Below are 19611 nucleotides of genomic sequence, written 5' to 3'. Positions count from 1 at the left end.
TTGCTTGGTGTTTTTTTGCTGAACCAAATTTACAAGTTGGAGACCACCTTTTTCTTTTTGGTTGCAGAAATTTCAACTAACTTTGGGGCATCTTCGAAATTTCCATTAGTCAATGGCAACAAATCAAAGCCATGATTACCTATACTAACATAATCATTGCCACAACTGTAAGAAGGTAAAAATTCTGCTATTTGAAGTTTTGAACATTCGTCAAAACTTATGGGTAGCCGCAAAACCCTTTTTTGATCATCTGGATTGAATTGAGTTATCTTAAACTTACATTTAGGAACAAAGGTACGTTCCGTTAAATGAGCAGTCCAATACGGTTGCTGATAAAGATAAAATGGGAAAATTTCAAATAAATCATCGTGAACATAATTATACGACCCTGTTTTTTCATCATACACATCATTATTTATATCAAAGAAAAAAATCTTTGACTTTAAAATGATTTTTCTTTGAATCAACTCATTTGCTGTAGTCTTCGCTTCATAAGGTTCAATGAGATAAAGTCCTTTTGATTTGGAATAACAGGCATGTAGATACTTATTTTTTAAGGCCGACTTCAGAAATTCTTCCGTTTGCGCCACATCAATTAAAACGATATATTCACCATATTCATCAAATTCACTAGGCGTTTTTAATTTTTCAATAATGATGTCGGCTTGATTATCATCAAAATTAAAATTACGAATGCCTTTTTCATCTGGTAAAACAAAATCTTCTTCCAAGACTCCGTTAGCACTGCTTTCAGGAATGTCACACGGAATAGGGCCGTTTTCATTAAAATCAAAAATGGCGATATTGCCGTCTTTATCAGCAATGAACCAACCCGTGGACATTGAGTGAGTTGCAGGATATTCCTTATCTATAAACATAGGACGTTTCTCATCAAATTAACCTTAGTCATTACAAATATATATTCAATCCAATGTCATAATCTGTCATTTTACAGTTGAAATCAAAATTTGGGGATAAAAACTCATCTAGCTCACATTTTTTGAAAAAAAGAGGGTCAACAGCGGGATTAGCCGGGGCGTTGCGGGTCGGCGACTGAGGGCTCGCAGAAAGGGTAGCGAAAAACCCGGTCGGGCGGGTTCGACAGAAGATGCCCGCCTATGCGGGCATGACAATAAGGGCGGGATCGGGGCTGAAGCGAGGGGAAGGCTTTCCCCTTTTACCAAAAAACATCCGCCTAATAAGACGGATGTTTGAAATTTTCAGAGATTGCTTCGGGGTTGCTCGCCCCTCGCAATGACAAATGATTGACTAGCGAACGACTTTTCTGTCGTCTTCGGTCATCTTGAGGAAGTCGGCAACCTTCATGGAACCCTTATCCCCGTCCTTGCGCTTACGCACAGAGACAACACCATCGGCCACTTCCTTCTCACCGACGATGAGGAGGTACGGCACCTTCTGGAGTTCGCACTGGCGGATCTTGTAGCCGAGCTTTTGACGCCTTCGGCGTCAGCGGCGGCGCCTCGGTCATGCCAAAATGCAAGCATTTTGTCGCGACGCTCGGCTTGCACGCTACTCGTTGCATTCATCGACTTCCACGCAAAAAAACGTAGGCTCAAAGGAAGCCTACGTTTGCGGATGTTATTTCCTTATTGATTAACGGACGACTCTTCTGTCATCAGCAGTCATGTCAATAAAGGCCTGAACACTCATCTGACCCTTGTCTCCGTCCTTACGTTTGCGAACGGCAACCAAGTTGTCAGAGGCTTCCTTTTCGCCTACAATAAGAATGTAGGGGATCTTTTGAATTTCACACTGACGAATTTTATATCCCAACTTTTCATTGGACTCGTCAGTTTCGACCCTAATTCCGGCGTTCACGAGTTCCTTCTCGACCTGCTTCGCGTAGTCAACGAACTTCTCGGAAATCGGGAGCACGCGGGCCTGAACCGGAGCGAGCCACAGCGGGAAATCGCCCATGAATTCTTCAATCAAAATGCCGAGGAAGCGTTCGATGGAACCCACGGCCGCACGGTGCAGCATCACCGGAATGTGCTTCTGGTTGTCCTTACCGACATATTCAGCACCAAGGCGCTGCGGGAGGTTGAAGTCAACCTGGATGGTACCGCACTGCCAGTCACGACCGAGGCTGTCCTTCAGCGTGAATTCGAGCTTCGGGCCATAGAAGGCACCTTCACCCGGGTTCAAAATGTAGTCGAGGCCAGCGAGCTTCGTGGCTTCGGCGAGGGCGGCTTCAGCCTTGTCCCAGATTTCGTCGGAACCCACGCGCTTTTCCGGGCGGGTGGAGAACTTCACCACGATATCGTCGAAACCGAAGTCGTGGTAGATTTCCTTCACGAGGGCGCAGAAGTCAGCCACTTCGCTTGCAATCTGATCTTCGGTACAGAAGATGTGGGCGTCGTCCTGCACAAAGCCGCGCACGCGCATCAGGCCGTGCATCGTACCGGCAGGTTCGTAACGGTGGCACTTACCGAATTCGGCAAGGCGCATCGGAAGGTCGCGCCAGCTGCGCAGCCCGGTGTTGAAAATCTGAATGTGGCAGGGGCAGTTCATCGGCTTCACGGCCATTTCCACGTCGCCAGCGAGCGTCTTGAACATGTTCTCGTTGTACTTGTCGGCGTGGCCGGACTTGATCCACAAAGTCTTGTTCACGATTTCCGGCGTAATCACTTCGAGGTAGCCGCGACGGTCAATCTTCCCGCGGATGTAGTCCTTCAGGGCGTTCACCATCTTGGTGCCCTTCGGGTGCCAGAACACCATGCCCGGGGAGTGGTCTTCGATGTGGTAGAGGTCCATTTCCTTGCCGATCTTGCGGTGGTCGCGCTTTTCGGCCTCTTCCAGGAACTTCAGGTAGGTTTCGAGGCCTTCCTTGTCGGCAAAGCAGGTGCCATAGACGCGGGTCAGCTGGTCGCTGTTCTGGTCGCCGTGCCAGTAGGCGCCCGACATCGAGAGCACCTTGAAATTCTTGAGCTTGCCAGTAGAAGGCACGTGGGGGCCGGCGCAGAGGTCTTCAAAGTTCTTGCCCGGTTCGCCAGTCACGTAGAAGCTGAGCGTACCGTCGCTACCCTCGCGGGCGAGAGCGCGCTGCGCGTTATCCGTCTTGTACTTGTCGCCCTCGGTGCGCTTCAGGCCATCGGCGGCGCTGACTTCGCAACGGGTAAACGGACGGTCTTCCTTGATGATTTCCTTCATGCGCTTTTCGATGCGCTCGAAATCCGACTGCTGGATCGGGGTCGGTGTCATCAAATCGTAGTAGAAACCCTTTTCGATAGCCGGACCGTAAGCGAGCTTGGTGCCCGGGAACAGGTCGCAGATGGCTTCGGCGAGCACGTGGCTGCAGCTGTGACGCAGGAGCATCAGAGCATCCGGGTCGTCGTTGCTCGGCGTGATAATCTTGATGGTGCCGCTCTCGGTGAGCGGGCGCGTGAGGTCGAGGACCTTATCGCCGAGTTTGACGCCAAGCGCCTTGCGTGCAAGACCTTCGGAAATGCCCTTCGCAATTTCGAGGCCGGTGGTGCCCGATGCTACGGAACGTACGGAGCCATCGGGGAAGGTGAGTTCGATTTGAGACATAAATAATCCTTTTTATGGGCGGTTCTCGCCCGGTTCCCCAGAAATACGACATCTGGCGGTGCGCGCAAATTTAGCTAAAGGCGAGTGTCGCGGCAACCGTGCTTGCACGAGTTGACATGACCGAGCCGTGCTAAATGCACGCGAAGCGTGCCAAGTAGAATTTGGCTTGCGTTTCGGCAAATAAAAATGCCCCGTTTGTCACCCTGGAGTACAGCGTTAGGGGCTAAACGTGTCATTCTGAGCGGAGCCCGTAGGGCGAAGTCGAAGAATCTAGTCCTGATTATACAAAGGGGAACGCCTTCCCCTGGGTCGCACTGCGTTGCTCCCCACCCCTTCTCCTAGGGGCTTAGCCCCTAAGACCCCGAAAACGCTCTACACTTTATAACGCGCTCTTTTCTCTGCGACGCAAAGTGCAGTTTGTTTGCTGCGTTTTTTGAGCCTCATTTTAGGGACAAGCGTCATTTGGATTCCCATGGCGTTCAGCACCTTGAAAATGGTTTCGAAACGTGGGTGCGCTTTTTCGTCTAAAGCCTTGTAAAGACTTTCACGGCCGAGTCCTGTCTTTTCAGCTATCTGCGACATTCCCTTGCTTTTGGCGATGTGTCCGATGGCTCGGAGAAACAGCGCGGGATCATCCGATTCACTGACCAAATTCAAATATTCGGCGACGATTTCTTCGCTGTCGAGGTATTCGGCAATATCTAAGCGTTTGTGCATACATAACAATGTATCTAATCGGATACATGTTGTCAAGAGGCAAAAAAAGTTTTGATAGATGAGAATCTTTCAATAATTTGAAAGCCCCTTGACGTAGCCAATCTATTTGTATATATTGTAGCTGATATTCGATAATCCTCGTGACAGTCGACATAGACCTTCGGGTCCGTACGTGCATTCGCGGCGGGGCCCATCAACCTTCTTGATGGTTCTGTTGGATAGCTGGTAGGAACACGACCTACTCGAGTTCACTCGAAAGAGTGACAAGTAACGCCGGGGAAAGCCCCCGCCAACAGGATTGCAAGATCATCCCATTCCGCGCAAGGCGTGGAAAATCTCAATACATAACAAATAAGCAAGGGCATGTTGTGCGCTGTTTTTCAGCATAATTGCAACAGCCAGTCAAATTGTCGCCCAATGGCGACGGTTTTAATAGCGAGGCTATTTGATGACTTTGGAAGAACTCAAAAAACTGATTTCTAAAGATGAAACGAAGAATATTGAACTGAAAAAATCTACCGGCGAACTTCGAGAAGGCATGCATACGGCATGCGCCTTCCTGAATTCCGATGGCGGCGTTCTCGTTTTCGGTGTCACGCCTTCCTTGAGTATTGTTGGGCAAATCGTTTCTGAATCTACCCGTCGCGATATCGCGCAAGCGTTAGCGGGAATAGAACCTGCGGTCACCCCTGTTATTGAATATGTAGACATTCCCGACAAGGACAACCATCAAGTAATCGTACTGAGGTTCAATCCGTGGGTCTATGGGAATGACCCGTACACATTTCATGGAAGACCATACTATAGACTGGAAAGTGTCACTAAAGCAATGCCTAGGGATATGTTTGATGCTAGAATTCGGATCAACATGCCGCACAAATATTCGTGGGAAATGAGGGTGGCTGAGGGGTATTCTATAAAAGACCTTGATGTCAGCACAATTCGTGGCGTAGTCCGTCTCGGAGTCGAAGAAAAACGAATTCCGGTGGGGTCACTCAATGAGTCAATTAAAGTAATATTGAAAAAATGGAACCTGTTGGATGGCGACAATTTGCGGAACGCCGCTGTGTTTCTTTTTTCTAAGAGATTTTCGTATGATTATGAAATTCGAATGGCTCGTTTTAGAGGAACGGACAAAAATTACTTTATCGACAACCAGCAGGCTCATGGCAATTTCTTTGAACTGCTTGATGCGGGCATGTCGTTCTTTTTCAAGCATCTTTCTCTTAGCGGAGAAATCAAGGGGTTTAAAAGGGAAGAACACCTTGATGTTCCTGCAACGGCATTGCGCGAGGCACTGATTAACGCCCTTTGCCATAGGGATTATGACATTCACCAGTGCTCTATCGGCATTGCCATATATGACGACCGTATAGAAATTGAAAGCCCGGGCTTGTTACCCCGCGAATTAACTCCCAAAACTATTAAGCGGTCGCATAAGTCGTATCCACGAAACGAGATTGTTGCGACGGTTCTCTATCAAATAACATACTTAGAAAAATGGGGCTCGGGAATAAAGCGCATAATGGATGCTTGCAAGGCGGAAAATTCCCCGCAACCCTTTTGGAGTGAAGAGGGTGGCTATACCGTGGTGACGTTCCCGATGAACAAGCTGAACGGTAGGATTGTCACCCCAAATGAACCTCAAAATGTCACCCAAAATGTCACTCAAAATGTCACTCAAAATGACATTCCGAGAGCAGAAAAAGTGGAGCAGGTTGTTGTGGAAAATTCCATGATATCAAAGGATGATTTAGCTAAAAGGTTCAATGTTTCAAGTAAGACTATTTTGAGGGACCTCAAAAAACTTGGTTACGCTTGGGAAGGCGCATCGAAAAATGGTCGTTGGGTAAAAAAGGAACCTACGTCCACAAACTGGTAATAAACATCGGGCTCGCATCATCTGCTTTCTTGAAGCCGCAATGCTCGTAGAAGGCGAGTTCTTCGTTGTAGGCGACCACGACGATGCGGAGGTAATCCTTGTATTTCTCATGGACCTTGTCGACGAGGACTTTGCCGATGCTTTGGCCTTGATATTCGGGGCGCACGAGCAGGTAATGCACGTAGGCGTTCATGATGCCATCGTCCATCGCACAGATCATGCCGATGAGCTTGCCTCCGTCCCAGGCCGAGATGACGGTCTTGAAATTCTTCATCGCGACGACGAGTTTGTCGGGGAAATGTCCCGAGGACCATTCGACAGAGAGAAATAAGTCCTTTAAATCCTGTTCAGAAAAATCGTGAGTGTCTTTGTATGTAATGCTCATATTTTTTCTCTTAATGGTAATATAATATGGAATATAACTATATTTCTTGCATGACCATTTACAACATTGGCATGTATTCACTGTGCAGGTCGAGAATCTTGGCGATAAATTTTTGTATATTATCGTCATAGGCACTTAACACTGCCGACCGTATTTATGGATCGCTTGCGCGAAGGCGCGGGCGGTCCTTTTATTTTTTACCATAGGAGAAATCATGAAAAGGATAAAGATGGTCGGGATGAAATGGGAAGGGAATGTCAAGCTCTGGACGGGGCCCATGAAGCGCGTGAGCGTGTTCGCTTCGCGGACTGTTTCGCCGGATAGGTTCTCGTTGGAGTCGTGGGCTGCCGAAGAGGGAAGACTCCGGCACTGCATTGTGGGCACGTTCCACTCGGCGGCGGAGCTGCACCTGCTTTACGTGACGCTTGCCAACGGCGGCATGGCCATTTGGATCCGCGGTTGCCGCCTGCCGTTCCAGTATCCGCAAGACGTTTGCTACCGGGCGTTTGCCGAGAACCGCCTTCTTGTAGTTTCGTGCTTCAAGCGCAAGCATCACAACATCGAGACCGCCCGTTACTGCGCCCAGTTAGCTGCCATGGCCACCGACCGGCACGCCTACTGGTTTGGATACGAGAGCGACTTTTTGACGCCTATATGCGAGCGCGCCATGCTCCGTGGCAAGCAGGTGGAAATCTACGAGGAATGAATACCTTTTTTAAACAGGAAAGCTAAAAATCAACTGGTAAAGTTCGTTTAGTTTATTTGTACACCCTGATATAATCGACCAGCATTTCGTTGGGGAATTGCGAATCGTCGATGTCAAAGCCGGGCCATTGACCGCCTACGGCGACGTTCAAAACAAAGAAGAACGGCTTGCGGAACGCTTCGATGCCGCCGTCGCCGTCGATGGCGATTTCTTGGTACTTGAAGTCGTCCACGTACATGGTCATCATCTTGGAATCCCAGGTCATTTTGTAGTTGTGGAATTCGGTGATGTCGAGGTCGTAATGGGTGCCGTAGTACTCCTTGGTGCTGTTGCCGTAATCGGCCTGGCCGTCGGCATACCAGTGGTGTGTGCCATAAACGACGCTTTCCTCGTTCACCGCCTCGATGATGTCGATCTCGCCGCACTTGGGCCAGCTGACTTCGTCGATGTTCTCGCCCAGCATCCAGAAGGCGGGCCATATCCCTTTGCCCTTGGGGAGGGCGATTCGCGCTTCCACGGTTCCGTAGGTGAAACTCTTTTTGTGCTTGGTGATGATGCGCGCCGAGGTGTAATCGCTCCCTTGGTATGCCTCCTTGAGGGCGCGGATGTGCAAGTAGCCGTCCTTGACGTAGATATTTTCGGGACGGTCGGTGTAATACTGCTTTTCGTTGTTGCCCCAGCCCCATTCACCGTTGCCTATTTCGTAGCTCCAGCTGGATTCGTCAAGGCTGTCGCAGTTGAATTCGTCATTCCAAATGGGTGCGGGGTCCAGTTCTTCGCCAATGCAGGCGTCTTCGGAACTGCTTGCAGGCACGGCGCTGGAGCTGCTCGCGACGTTCTCCGTTGAACTGCTTGTAGGCTCGGCGCTGGAGCTGCTCGCGAGGTCTTGTTCGGAGTAGCTCTCGGGAGTCTCGGACGAGCAACTGGTAGACTCTAACTGCGGGCTGTTGTCGGGCCCGCTCGACGCGTCGTCGGAGCATGCGGCGAGAAGGGCTGTGAGCCCGAAGGTTGTCGCCAGCGCTGTGGCAAAAATCGGTAATTTCACAATCATCTCCATCTACCTGGACTTACGAGGGTTCCTCGGGGTGGATTCTCGCGATGATCCCGACGGTCGCGCGGGTCGCCTTCACCAGGTCGGCGGGGGCGATTTTCAGCTGCAGGCCGCGCTCGCCCGCGCTCACGTAAATATAGTCGAACTGCAGGGCGGTTTCGTGGATAAAGATGGGGAAGTTTTTTTTGAGCCCCAGCGGGCTGCAACCGCCGCGGATGTAGCCCGTGAGCGGGGTCAGGTCCTTGAGGGGGACGGTCTCGATTTTTTTGTTGCCCGAGACCTTGGCGGCGCCCTTCAAATCGACTTCCAAATTCCCGGGGACCACGCAAATTAAGTAACCGATTTTGTCGCCGTGAACAAGGATCGTCTTGAACACCTGGTTGATGTCTTCGCCGAGGGAATCTGCTACATGTTGTGCCCCCAGGTCGTTTTCGTCTACAACATAGGGTATTAATTCGTACGAAATCTTCTGTCTGTCAAGGATTCTGGCAGCGTTGGTCTTCTTTATTTCCATAAATTTACCTTGTACAACATCCTTTTTTCTAACTTCAAATATAAATCTTATAGAGAAAAACAAGGCGATTGGGTTTTGAATACGCGTGTTTACATAGCGGACGTTTCGACGTTGAGTCACAAGGCGACATTTGACCGCTTGTATTCGTTTGTTCCCGAGTATCGCCGGCAAAAAATTGACCGGATCAAGAACGAGGCTGGCAAGTGCCTCTCTTTGGGCGTTGGCCTTTTGCTCAAGGGCGCCTGCGAGGATTTTGGTATTGTCGGTGCCGACGAGCATATCCTTTATACCGAGTCGGGCAAGCCTTACTTTGAAAAGTATTCCAAGATCCACTTTAGCCTCTCGCATTCGTACGAGCGCGCCATGTGTGTGATGTCGACCTACGAGGTGGGTTGCGACGTGGAGAAGGTGCGGGGTAACAAGTTGAAACTCGCCGAGCGGTTTTATACGCCGGAGGAGTTCGAGTGGATTAAGGGCCTGGAGGGCGAAGATGCCCAGAACGAGGGCTTTTACAGGATTTGGACACTCAAGGAAAGCTATATGAAATTGACGGGTCTCGGTTTTGTGCTGAGCCCCGAGAAATTTGGTTTCCGTATGGACGGGGACCGTATTGTGTTGGACCACGAAGGCGCCAAGCCCGAGGTCCTGTTCCGCGAATTGGATTGCCAGGATGGCTACAAATATGCCTGCTGCCTTAAAAACGCGCCGGTGGATTGTATTATTGATGTAGAAAAACGACTTTACCGATGAAGAAGTACAACGCGATTTTGATAGGCAATGGGACTATGGGCAAGCGCCACCGTGCGCGGTTTGAGTCTTGTGGTGTTGAATTTGTTGCGATTTACGATTCCAAGGAGTGTACGGTCAAATCGCCGCTTGAGTCCTTGGATGCGGACTTTGTTGTGATTGCTTCGCCTGCGTCGACCCATTACAACTATGTGAAGGATTTTTTGAATCGCGGAATTCCCGTGTTCGTCGAAAAACCGCTCGCGACGACCGCCGCCGAGGCGCAGGAGTTGGTGGACTTGGCCCTGAGCAAAGAGGTCCCTCTCTTTGTGGCGCAGTCGGAGTGCTTCAATCCCATTTTTTTGAACTTCCGCAAGCAAATGGTCGCGGAACTCAAGATGGCGAAACGCGATGCCGACGGCAAAATCAACCTGAAGCTGGAATTCCGCCGCGAGCACGGCTATTCGGAACGTTGCCGTGATGTGAATGTCGCCCTCGATTTGATGGTCCACGACCTGAGCATGTTCCTCACGATGTTCAAGTACGAGAACGTGCAGCTGGAGAACTTTGTGAACAGCGGTGACGACGAGTCTTGGGCTTTTTTGCGGGTGGTCTCGGGCGAGTACGCCGGAGTCGAGGCCTGCATCAAGGTCAACCGCAATAGCAACAAGGACGTGCGCATGATTTCGGCGAGTTTCGATGATGCCGAATACATTGTGAGCCTTGCCAAGTACAGGGGCAACGGCGAAGTCGAGCATGTGTCCGACTCCCTCGATAACGAACACCGGTTCTTTTTGAGGCTGCTGCATGGCGCCTGCAAGGACTGGGGCCGCCGCGCCGCGCAAAACGCCGCCAATGCAGTGAAAATCGCAGCCGGTTAATCCGTACTGCCGAGTAATGGAACCTTGTATAAAAAGTTGGCAGATTTGACTTTTTTATTTTGTGAAAAGGTATGCAGAATTCTCGTGTTAACAAATTGTTTCTTGTACTTTGCCTTTTGCTTTCGTTGAATGCTTTTGCACAAAAGAATGATTCACTGGAAGTTCAGGATGTAGACCCGGCTGTTCTCTTGGATAGCATTGATCACTATCAAAATCTAATTGAAGATACGGAGGCTGAAGTTGGAGATATATCGTGGGGCATTTTGGGGATAGGCCTTGGCGGACTCAGCCTTGGTTATGGCATCTATTTTTTGAGTGATATTGCGGGAGCTGGTGGCGCTGGCTATGCCATTGGTGCGGGAGTGATTCCTCCTGTACTTATCTTAGGGGGCGTGACCTTGTTTATGGCCGGATGGACCTCGTTGTCAGCACAACGCAAGCTGCCAGAACGACTTGAAGAGTATAAGAATCGAAAAGCATTTTTTACGGAGCGTTATGACGAAATCAAGCTCAAATATGAACAAGAATATGAACAAGATTCAAGTTCTGTGAATCTGGCATACACTGAACTTTTAAATGACGAAATGTTTAGAGGCCTTAAGAAAAAAGCCCAGTGTCGCGAAAAAACAAACATTTCGGATTTTAACCAATGTGTGGTTGGCCTCTATAACAATGCTTCCTTATGGGGCTTTTCTTTGGGTGGTTTATTAGTAACTCTTGGTACAGCCTATGCCGTTACCCAAAAAGATGCAATGTCATCAGTGATAATCGCTGTTCCCCTGATTGGGCTGGGGGCCACCCATATCGCTCTCGGCGGGATGCTCAAACGTAAGGCGAATGAATACGAGGCCTTGACGGGCAACTGACTTGCATGTGCCCCTGTAAAAAAATCCCGCGATTTCTCGCGGGACTTTTTAATGGCGTGTCGCGTGGCCGATTACAACTTGATGCTGCAGGGCTTGGCGTTCCAGATTTCTTCGGCGTACTGCTTGATGGTACGGTCGGAACTGAACTTGCCCATGCGAGCCACGTTGAGGATTGCCTTTTCGGCCCAAGCCTTCTTGTTCTGGTATTCCTTCGCCACCTTGGCCTGCATGTCCACGTAGCTGCGGAAGTCGGCGCAGAGCATGTACGGGTCGTGGGTGAGGAGTTTGTCTGCAATGTGCTTGAACAGGTCCGGACGGTCGGGGCTGAAGAAGCCGGAACCGATGAGGTCGATAACGCGGCGCAGGTCGTCGTCCTTCTCGTAGAAGTCGCGCGGACGGTAGCCCTTGGCGAGCAGGTCGGTGACTTCTTCCACGGTGAGGCCGAAGATGAAGATGTTCTCGTCGCCGACTTCTTCCTTCATTTCCACGTTGGCGCCATCGAGCGTACCGATGGTGAGTGCGCCGTTGAGGGCGAACTTCATGTTGCCGGTACCCGAGGCTTCGGTGCCCGCAGTAGAAATCTGTTCGGAGAGGTCAGCCGCCGGGATAATCTTCTCGGCGAAGGAAACGCGGTAGTTCTCGAGGAACACCATCTTGAGCTTGCCCTTGCAGACCGGGTCGGCGTCGATGATGGCGGCCACGGCGTTCGCGAGGCGGATGATCTGCTTGGCCATCCAGTAACCCGGAGCGGACTTACCACCGATCATGATGGTGCGCGGCATGATTTCCTTGCCGTCCTTCACCTGGATGTACAGGTGGATGGCGTGGAGGATGTTCAGCAGCTGGCGCTTGTATTCGTGGATGCGCTTCACCTGCACGTCGAAGAACGTATCGGTATCGACATCGACGCCCTGCGTTGCCTTGAGGTACTTGGCGAGGCGTTCCTTGTTCTGCTTCTTGACTGCCATGAATTCCTTCTGGAATGCGGCGTCCTTAGTGAACTTTTCGAGCTTGCGCAAGTCATCGAGGTCCTTGACCCAGCTGTCACCAATCTTCTTGGTGATGAGCTCGGACATGGCGGGGTTGGCCTTGCGGACCCAGCGACGCGGCGTCACGCCGTTCGTCTTGTTGTTGAACTTTTCAGGCCACAGTTCGTAGAAGTCCTTGAAGAGGGTGGTCTTCAGGAGGTCGGAGTGGAGAGCGGCCACGCCGTTCACGGCGAACGAACCCACGATGGAGAGGTAGGCCATGCGGACCATCTTGCAGTTGCCTTCTTCGATGAGGCTCATGCGGGCGAGGCGGGCGTTGTCGCCGGGCCACTTCATGCTGACCATGCGCAGGAAGCGTGCGTTGATTTCGTAAATGATCTGGAGGTGACGCGGGAGGAGCTTCTCGAAGAGGCTGACGGGCCACTTCTCGAGGGCTTCCGGCATCAGGGTGTGGTTCGTGTAGGCGAACGTCTTGGTGACGATGTCCCAGGCTTCGTCCCATTCCATGTTCTCGATGTCGAGGAGGATGCGCATCATTTCGGCGATGGAGATTGCCGGGTGCGTATCATTCAGCTGGATGGCGACCTTCTCGGGGAACTTCTTCCAATCGCCGTCATGGAGCTTCTTGAAGCGCTTGATGATATCCTGCAGGGAGGCGGAGCACAGGAAGTACTGCTGCTTGAGGCGCAGTTCCTTACCGTTCATGGAGGAGTCGTTCGGGTACAGCACCTTGGAGATGGTCTCGGAGAGTTCCATGTCCTGCACGGCGGCAATGTAGTCGCCGTTGTTGAAGTAGCTGAGGCCGAAGTCGTCGGTGGACTTCGCGCTCCAGAGGCGCAGGTTGTTCACGGTGTTGTTCTTGTAGCCCGGAATCGGGGTGTCGTACGGGAGGGCGAGCACGTAGTCCTTTGTTTCCCAGCGGTTGCGGAGCTTGCCGTTGTCGTCCATCCAGCTCACCACGTAGCCGTAGAACGGCACCTTGATGGCGTTGGCCGGGCGGGCGATTTCCCAGGGGTTCGGGAGGCGCAGCCAGTTATCCGGCTGTTCTTCCTGCTCGCCGTTCACGATCTTCTGGCTGAACATGCCGTATTCGTAGCGGATGCCCATGCCGGTGGCCGGGAGTTCGAGAGTTGCCATGGAGTCGAGGAAGCAGGCGGCGAGGCGGCCGAGGCCACCGTTACCGAGACCAGCGTCAACTTCCTGTTCGCGGAGTTCTTCGAGGGTCATGCCGATTTCGTCGAGCGCTTCGGTGACGGCGCTTTCGACGTCGAGGTTCAGCACGGAGTTGCCGAGCGTGCGGCCAATCAAGAATTCGAGGGAGAGGTAGTAGACGCGCTTCACGTCCTGCTTGTAGTAGGTCTCCTGGGTCTTGATCCAGCGGTCCACGAGACGGTCGCGGACGGCGTATGCGACCGCGAGGAACTTCTCGTGGTCGGTCACGGTCACCTTGTTACGGGCGAGCGTGTGGTGGATGTGGTCGGTAAACGCCTTGCGGAACGATTCCGCGTCGGTGCCGAGCACTTCGACTTCTTCTGCTTTCTTGATTGCTTTTGCCATGATACACCTACGTTAAGGTTAAAATTTCATGAGCAAGTTTAGAAATTTTTACCCTCTTTGGCTAAACATCTATAGGGAATTCACGTATAAAAAGTTAATTTGAAGAATGAACTCCAACATAGGGCAAAACGATGCTAAAAAAATTTGGTTTACTGGGTTTTTCGATTGTGGGCCTGCTCATTGGCTGTAGCGAGGATTCTTCGTCGGGAACGGACGCTCCCGTTGCCGAAACGCCGTCTTCGGCCATCTTGTCTTCGGCGGCTACGGTCCCCGATGTCCCTGCCACGTCCAGCGATGCGCAAACGACCTCGGTCGAGGGCAGTTCGTCTAGCGTCACGACGCCCGTGGATCAGAGTTCGTCCACTCCGGTGGAGGTCGGTGGTTTTACACCGGGGGCATTCACCATTACGGCGACCCCCGATTCCAATGGGTTCTACGAAATTAGCGAAGTGTACAAGGCTGTGCCCGACGACCACAAGATTGTGTTTGTGATTCGCCATGCCGAACGTCAGAAAAGTGAAGGGCAGGAATCCCTGCTGACCGAGGACGGCGTGGCTCAAGCCCAGGCCTTGGGACAGAGGATTGGTCCGGGGGAAGCGTTCTACTATGCATCCACCGATTTTATTCGCACGCGCGAGACTTGCAACAACATTGCCATTGGCCGCGGCGAGTCTGCCGAGGTCGTGACCTGGAACGGTATTAACGGCGACTACTTTTTCCGTGTAACCACGGACTCCCTTGACGCTGTCATCAAGAGCCGTGGCGGTTCCTGGAAGAACATTTCCCAGTGGGCGTACGGGTTGAAAATCTCCAACGCCTATGTGGCGAGGTTGGCCGACGGCCTCTTCTACGACCTCTTTGAGAGGGGAGCCCAGTTTGTGAACGAAGTAGTGCTGGCGAATATGGGCAGCTGGAAGCGCGTGAGCTTCTTGGCGACCCACGACGTGCTGATTGAACCTCTGGTGGTTTACGCCTCCAACAGGCAAGTTGACGTGAACTTCTCGGTGAGCGGCCGTTGGGTCAACTATATGACGGGCATTGCCGTTATCGTGAACCCCGCCAACGAATACATTTTGTTGCCGGTACGCAGCTACGACGTGGGCTGGATGGTCTACGTCCCCATGGAAGAATAATCCGGTTTCATGAAAGTCGCTCTTTTGGGATCCACCGGTTTGGTGGGCAAGAACGTTTTAAAACTCCTGGCCCGGCTGGACCAGGTTGTTTCTGTTTATTGCCCCGTACGGAAGGCTCCTGCATTTATGGACCTGGGAATTATCGAGGGGTCTTCTAAAATCACGTTTGATGCAGTTGACTTTGAACAAATTAATAATAACGAAAGTGTACGGTCGGGCTTTGCTGGCTGCGACGCTGTCATCTGTTGCCTAGGGACTACCATTAAGCAGGCGGGAAGCAAACCTGCACAAGAAAAAATCGATTTAAGGCTGCCGCTCACGCTTGCCGCCATCGCGAAACGTGCGGGCGTGCCGCACTTTGAGTGTGTAAGCGCCCAGGGCGCGAATTCGCATTCGCCGTTCTTCTACAATCGTCTCAAAGGTATGCTAGAGGAGGGGCTCACGATGATGGGCTTCGAGTGCCTTACGTTGGTGCGCCCGTCGCTTTTGCTCGGCAAGCACAAGGACAAACGCTTTGGCGAAGACCTTTTGCAAAAAACATTGGGGCGTCATCCCGAATGGATCCCGGCGCACATACGCCCAGTCCATGCCGAGACTGTTGCCGCCCATTTGGTGGCGAGCCTTTTAAAACCGCCCAAAGGCGTGACTTGTGCGACTGACGGTGTCAAGGGCAAGCGGATCGTTTATAACCGCGTGCTGGCTCAAACTAAGGTTGACGAGCTGTCGTTCGATGCCTGATCGTTCACTTGGGGCACGGGATGCCGCCGAAAACGGCTTATTTGAACTTCCAGAACTTGTAAAGGTATTTGGCGGTCTGCATGGGAGTTTTGAGGAAGGCGCTCTTTTTGTACCCGCTCAGGGCGAATCCCTGCAGGACCTTGTAGAGCCCGACCTGTTCCTGCTTGTTTAGTGCCAAAAGGAACCTGCGGAACTTGAACTCAAAGTCGTGCGTTTTGCCAAAGTAGTTGTAACAGCGCTTTTCGTAGGTCTTGAGGTACTTGGCGGTGAGGTTGCCTGCGTCGCCGCTGCCCGTGGTGAGGCCCTCGTGGACGGTCTGCGCGCAGAACCGTCCGGCCCGCATGGCGGCCGCGATGCCGCCCCCGGTGAGCGGGTTCGTGTGGTGGGCGGCGTCGCCGACGAGGGCAAAGCGGTCGAGCGTGTAGCTCTTGAGCGTGCTCGATACAGGCACGAGCCCTCCGACCACGTGGTTGATTTTTGCCCCCGGGTAAAGCTTGTTCAGCCATTCCATCGTCACGTCGAGGATGTTCGGCTGGCCCGCCTTGGGCACCAAAAAGCCTGCGCCAAAGTTCGTGACGTTGCTCTTTTGCTTGGGGAAGCTCCAGATGTAACCGTCGTTGATAAAGTCGTGGCCCTGCCAAAAGGTGAGGTAGTCGGGCTTGGTCAAAAGCCCCTGGACCTCGATGTCGACGCCGGTGCAGGTGCTGCCCGGTAGCTGGCCGCATTTTAAACCGACCATGCGACCGACAAGGCTCTCGACGCCGTCGGCGGCAATGACCATTTTGGCGGTGACTTCTTCGATGCGTTCCCCTGCGCCCTGCCCACAGGCGATGCGCATTTTGCGCACGCCGTTCTCGACATCCGAAACGTACGTTGCCCGGGCGAGCGTCACCAGTTCGGCGCCGTCGTTCTCGGCAAGCTTGGCAAGGCAGGGGTCAAACTTGAGGCGGTTGAGCATAATGCCCGTATTCGGCTTGGGAACTTCGATGTTCACGCCGTCGGGTCCGTAAATGAAAAGCCCGTTGATAATTGACTCGATGCAGTCTTCGTCCACAGGACCGTAGGTTTGCAAATCCTCGAGGTTGGTGCTCGCCTCTCCGCAGCGCACGGGATAGCCAATGCGTTCGCGTTTTTCGATGAGCAACACCTTGTGGCCAAAACGGGCCAGGTTGCGAGCCGCCACGGAGCCTCCTGGCCCCGCACCAATCACAATCACGTCGTAATGGTTACTGAGCATCGTCCACCTCCCTGATGGTGAGGGCGCCTACGGGGCATGCCCTGGTGCACAAGCCACAGCGGATGCATTTCCCCTGGTCAATCTGCAAGTCCAGATTGTACATGTCGAGTGCCATTTGCGGGCACAAGCCCACACAGCCGGCGCACTGCAGGCATTTGCTTTTGTCGTGAACGAGACGTTTCATAAAGGAAAATATACAAAGATATCGCCGCAAGAGTGCGGCGACAATCACAAAGAATCAGGAATAAACAGATTCTAGTCTAGGATGGCGGGTTCTTTTTGCAACCCGTAAAAAACGCTGAGCCAGCTTTGCAGTTGCTGCCAGGTGGTGTCGCCTTTGGCCCGGATGGAATCGTCGAAAGACGTGAGGAAGATTTCGTCGATTTCTCCATTGAAGGCGTTTTTCCCTCCGATATCAATGTTGAACTGCGATTCAGAAAAATCGTCGCTAATTTTGATATCGGTGTTGCGGATGGTTTTCCCGTCAACGGCAATGGTCAGGTGCTTTTGCACAAAAACGACAAAGTAGTGGTGCCAGGAACCATCGAGAATTTTGGCGCTTCCGTAGAGGGTCGTGTCGGTGGATGCGGATTCAAGTCCACTATAGATTCTTGTGCAGATGGTGGCGGGGTCCTTTGAACATTGCCTGATTTCAAAGCCTCCGTTGACGGAGGGTGTAGATGAAAAGATAGTGAACCCGGTGTCGGCAGGGGCTTCTCCCTTGATCCAAAAACTGAATCCTAGACTTCCGTCTTCGAACAGCGGGAATCCATCGGCATATTTATGGAGCGTAAGGTCCTTTTTTGTTGAATCCAGGTGCAGGCCGGTTCCGTAGTAGCCTTCGCTGTCGTATGCGTCCAGGTTGTAAAAGGTGTAGGGGTGGGGCCCGAGGGAAAGGTAGGTGGGCTCGATTTCGCGCAGGCTTAATACGTTTCCGTCCAGCATGTTTGCTGAAATTTCGGGAAGGTCCATCAGCAACACTTCTTTTCCCTTGACGGATTTTGCATCCAGCAGGTAATCGATTTCGTAGCCGTTGGCATCGATCAGGGTTGGGACTGTTTCGGACTTGCTTTCCACCAAGATGGGAATGTGCTTCAGCGTGATGCTTGAATCCATGGCCTTGAGGGTTGCCACGACACTGTCGTTGAATGTCATTTTGCGGAGTCCCACCAAATAGCCGGGCTTGTCCCTGGTCACAAGGAGGGTGTCTTCAGAGCGGAAGCTCCAGTAGACGGAATCCGTCTCCGTTTCGCCTTCTGCAGTCATGATGGTGATTTTTTCAAAATAAGCACTGGGAATGCCATCGGCCAGTATGTAGCCACGGTCCACGTCTTCGGAATTTACGATGAAGCAGTTCAGCGAGCCGTCGATGCATATCGTGTCGCCAAGAGCGAGGTCGTAGGCGTTCAGTTCCAGCTTCAGGTTCGAGCCTTCGGAGACCTCAAAGCGATAGACGGAATCCTCAAGCTTCGTGATGTCGAGAATATTCCTGAAGTCCAGCAATCCGTCGGATGAGACCTGGATGTTGAAGGAGTCGCTTTTTATATCTTCAAAAGAGAATTTCCCGGAATCGTCGGTGGTCGTCTCCATTTCGGGATTGCCTCTCACGGCGATGAAGTCACTCCGCATGAGGGCGACTTTGGCGCCCTTGATGGTGTTGCCGTCAAAGTCCGTCACGATGCCCGCGATGGTCTTGCCCGATTCTGTCTCGCTGATGACGCCTGCGGTGCTCGTGTTGTCGCTGCACCCCGCAAGGAGTCCTGCAGCCGTCAGGGTCAGCGCCCATTTCACATTTTTTTTCTCACATCCAAACATTACTTCCCCTCCGGGTCCAAATTCGAGAACAGGTGCAGATTCATTTGGTAGACTCCGTCGGCCTTTTGCTTGTCCTCGCCGATGATGCGCCTTGCGTTCGCCTTGAACCGCTGCAGCTCTTCTTCCAGTTTTTTGTACGCCTCGCTGGAGATGCTGAAGGTGAGGGTGGACATCACTGTCGGCTGCTTGGGCGGTGTAATGAGCGCCTGCTTCGAGAGCTCAAAGCATTGCAGTTGGTACTGCTTTACAAGTTCCGCGTTGTTGTACGGCCCGCTGCTGATGCTCTCCTTGGTGGGTTTCCAAAAACCTTCTTCGTTTTTGCGGGCAAGCCCTAGCCTCTCGAGCAGGGCGAGGGAATCCTTGAGTTTGCCTATGGGAACCTTCGGGAAAATGCGCTTTTGAACGGGCGCCAAGTCATCGGCCACGTCCATGGCGTCGAGGATGGCAAAGAGGGCGCTGTTGTACCAGTGGTTGTAATAGTCGTAGGCGTCGGTGTTTAAAATGTGCTGTGGGTTTGGGTGCTGCGCCAGAAGCTCGTCCATGGCGGCCTTGCGGGCGGTGTCCGTCTTGGCCTGGTCCAGTTGGACCATGGTCTCGAAGTATTTGGCGGCCTTGCGGTCGAGCCCCAGAATCTCGATGAACTTCGCCACCATGCGGGGCGAGACCTTTTTGCCGCGGAGTACGTCGGCAAAGTAGCTGCGGGTCTTGGGGAGCCCGAGCATGTTGCAGATTCCGGTGCGCGTGAATTCGGGGTCCTTTTGGACTCGCGCCGCCTGGTACTCTTCCAGGTATTTGCGGAAGTGCGTGAACTGGTAGATGTCTATATAGTTTTCCACGTTCCCTAATATAACAAATTTTTCCA

The 19611-nt window shown here is 52.3% G+C and carries 18 protein-coding genes and 1 pseudogene; 7 read left to right on the top strand and 12 right to left on the bottom strand.

What is annotated here, in order from left to right; translation table 11 throughout:
* Positions 1–29: 29 nt before the first annotated feature.
* From BUB55_RS10040 to BUB55_RS10025, 4 genes and pseudogenes are all read right to left on the bottom strand, one after another.
* A complete protein-coding gene (locus tag BUB55_RS10040; protein ID WP_073190656.1) occupies positions 30–878 on the bottom strand; it encodes a hypothetical protein in 849 nt (282 codons plus the stop codon).
* Between the two features lie 391 nt (positions 879–1269).
* Positions 1270–1449: pseudogene (locus tag BUB55_RS10035) on the bottom strand (His/Gly/Thr/Pro-type tRNA ligase C-terminal domain-containing protein); the annotation flags it as partial.
* 165 nt (positions 1450–1614) lie between these two features.
* Positions 1615–3552 carry a threonine--tRNA ligase gene (gene thrS / locus BUB55_RS10030; protein WP_073190652.1) on the bottom strand — a complete coding sequence of 646 codons (1938 nt, stop codon included), beginning with the start codon at positions 3550–3552 and terminating at the stop codon, positions 1615–1617.
* A gap of 372 nt (positions 3553–3924) precedes the next feature.
* The gene (locus BUB55_RS10025) at positions 3925–4269 is read right to left on the bottom strand and encodes an addiction module antidote protein (protein WP_073190649.1); all 345 of its coding nucleotides are present in this window, start codon (positions 4267–4269) and stop codon (positions 3925–3927) included.
* Positions 4270–4717: 448 nt separating this feature from the next.
* Between BUB55_RS10025 and BUB55_RS10020 the strand changes: the two genes are divergently transcribed.
* Positions 4718–6151, top strand: a complete 1434-nt coding sequence (locus BUB55_RS10020; protein ID WP_073190647.1) for an ATP-binding protein — start codon at positions 4718–4720, stop codon at positions 6149–6151.
* On the opposite strand, the gene BUB55_RS10015 is transcribed toward BUB55_RS10020, so the two are convergent.
* Positions 6132–6536 (bottom strand): GNAT family N-acetyltransferase, encoded by a 405-nt coding sequence (locus BUB55_RS10015; protein ID WP_073190644.1) that lies wholly within the window; start codon positions 6534–6536, stop codon positions 6132–6134. The genes BUB55_RS10020 and BUB55_RS10015 overlap by 20 nt on opposite strands.
* Positions 6537–6750: 214 nt before the next feature.
* On the opposite strand from BUB55_RS10015, the gene BUB55_RS10010 reads away from it, so the two are divergent.
* Positions 6751–7242, top strand: coding sequence for a hypothetical protein (locus tag BUB55_RS10010; RefSeq protein WP_143153003.1), 492 nt, complete (start codon positions 6751–6753; stop codon positions 7240–7242).
* A 52-nt stretch (positions 7243–7294) separates the two neighbouring features.
* Here BUB55_RS10010 and BUB55_RS10005 read toward each other — a convergent pair whose 3' ends face one another.
* Positions 7295–8287, bottom strand: coding sequence for a glycoside hydrolase family 16 protein (locus tag BUB55_RS10005; RefSeq protein WP_234971895.1), 993 nt, complete (start codon positions 8285–8287; stop codon positions 7295–7297).
* A gap of 22 nt (positions 8288–8309) precedes the next feature.
* The gene (ybaK, locus tag BUB55_RS10000; protein ID WP_073190638.1) at positions 8310–8807 is read right to left on the bottom strand and encodes a Cys-tRNA(Pro) deacylase; all 498 of its coding nucleotides are present in this window, start codon (positions 8805–8807) and stop codon (positions 8310–8312) included.
* A gap of 75 nt (positions 8808–8882) precedes the next feature.
* Here ybaK and BUB55_RS09995 point away from each other — a divergent pair, with 75 nt between their 5' ends.
* The 3 genes from BUB55_RS09995 to BUB55_RS09985 all read left to right on the top strand — a co-directional run bounded on the left by BUB55_RS09995 (position 8883) and on the right by BUB55_RS09985 (position 11280).
* Positions 8883–9557: a 4'-phosphopantetheinyl transferase family protein gene (locus BUB55_RS09995; protein ID WP_234971894.1), complete on the top strand. Its 675-nt coding sequence runs from the start codon at positions 8883–8885 to the stop codon at positions 9555–9557.
* Positions 9554–10414: a Gfo/Idh/MocA family protein gene (locus BUB55_RS09990; protein ID WP_073190635.1), complete on the top strand. Its 861-nt coding sequence runs from the start codon at positions 9554–9556 to the stop codon at positions 10412–10414. The genes BUB55_RS09995 and BUB55_RS09990 overlap by 4 nt, the downstream gene beginning before the upstream one ends.
* Before the next feature lie 71 nt (positions 10415–10485).
* Complete coding sequence (locus BUB55_RS09985; protein ID WP_073190633.1) at positions 10486–11280, top strand: hypothetical protein; 795 nt, start codon at positions 10486–10488, stop codon at positions 11278–11280.
* 71 nt (positions 11281–11351) lie between these two features.
* Here BUB55_RS09985 and BUB55_RS09980 read toward each other — a convergent pair whose 3' ends face one another.
* Complete coding sequence (locus BUB55_RS09980; RefSeq protein WP_073190630.1) at positions 11352–13826, bottom strand: glycogen/starch/alpha-glucan phosphorylase; 2475 nt, start codon at positions 13824–13826, stop codon at positions 11352–11354.
* Positions 13827–13957: 131 nt separating this feature from the next.
* Here BUB55_RS09980 and BUB55_RS09975 point away from each other — a divergent pair, with 131 nt between their 5' ends.
* Complete coding sequence (locus BUB55_RS09975; RefSeq protein WP_073190627.1) at positions 13958–14959, top strand: histidine phosphatase family protein; 1002 nt, start codon at positions 13958–13960, stop codon at positions 14957–14959.
* 9 nt (positions 14960–14968) lie between these two features.
* Positions 14969–15697, top strand: coding sequence for an NAD(P)H-binding protein (locus BUB55_RS09970; protein WP_073190625.1), 729 nt, complete (start codon positions 14969–14971; stop codon positions 15695–15697).
* Between the two features lie 37 nt (positions 15698–15734).
* Here BUB55_RS09970 and BUB55_RS09965 read toward each other — a convergent pair whose 3' ends face one another.
* The 4 genes from BUB55_RS09965 to BUB55_RS09950 form a co-directional block, all read right to left on the bottom strand.
* Positions 15735–16934 (bottom strand): NAD(P)/FAD-dependent oxidoreductase, encoded by a 1200-nt coding sequence (locus tag BUB55_RS09965; RefSeq protein WP_073190622.1) that lies wholly within the window; start codon positions 16932–16934, stop codon positions 15735–15737.
* Positions 16924–17118, bottom strand: coding sequence for a 4Fe-4S binding protein (locus tag BUB55_RS09960; RefSeq protein ID WP_073190674.1), 195 nt, complete (start codon positions 17116–17118; stop codon positions 16924–16926). Before BUB55_RS09960 ends, BUB55_RS09965 begins: the two co-directional genes overlap by 11 nt.
* A 71-nt stretch (positions 17119–17189) precedes the next feature.
* Positions 17190–18749, bottom strand: a complete 1560-nt coding sequence (locus BUB55_RS09955; protein ID WP_083596967.1) for a LamG-like jellyroll fold domain-containing protein — start codon at positions 18747–18749, stop codon at positions 17190–17192.
* Positions 18749–19585 (bottom strand): TIGR02147 family protein, encoded by an 837-nt coding sequence (locus BUB55_RS09950; protein ID WP_073190672.1) that lies wholly within the window; start codon positions 19583–19585, stop codon positions 18749–18751. The genes BUB55_RS09955 and BUB55_RS09950 overlap by 1 nt, the downstream gene beginning before the upstream one ends.
* Positions 19586–19611 lie beyond the last annotated feature (26 nt).

The sequence above is a fragment of the Fibrobacter sp. UWP2 genome, assembly GCF_900141705.1.
Classification (GTDB): domain Bacteria; phylum Fibrobacterota; class Fibrobacteria; order Fibrobacterales; family Fibrobacteraceae; genus Fibrobacter.
This window is presented reverse-complemented; position numbering and strand designations above follow the sequence as displayed.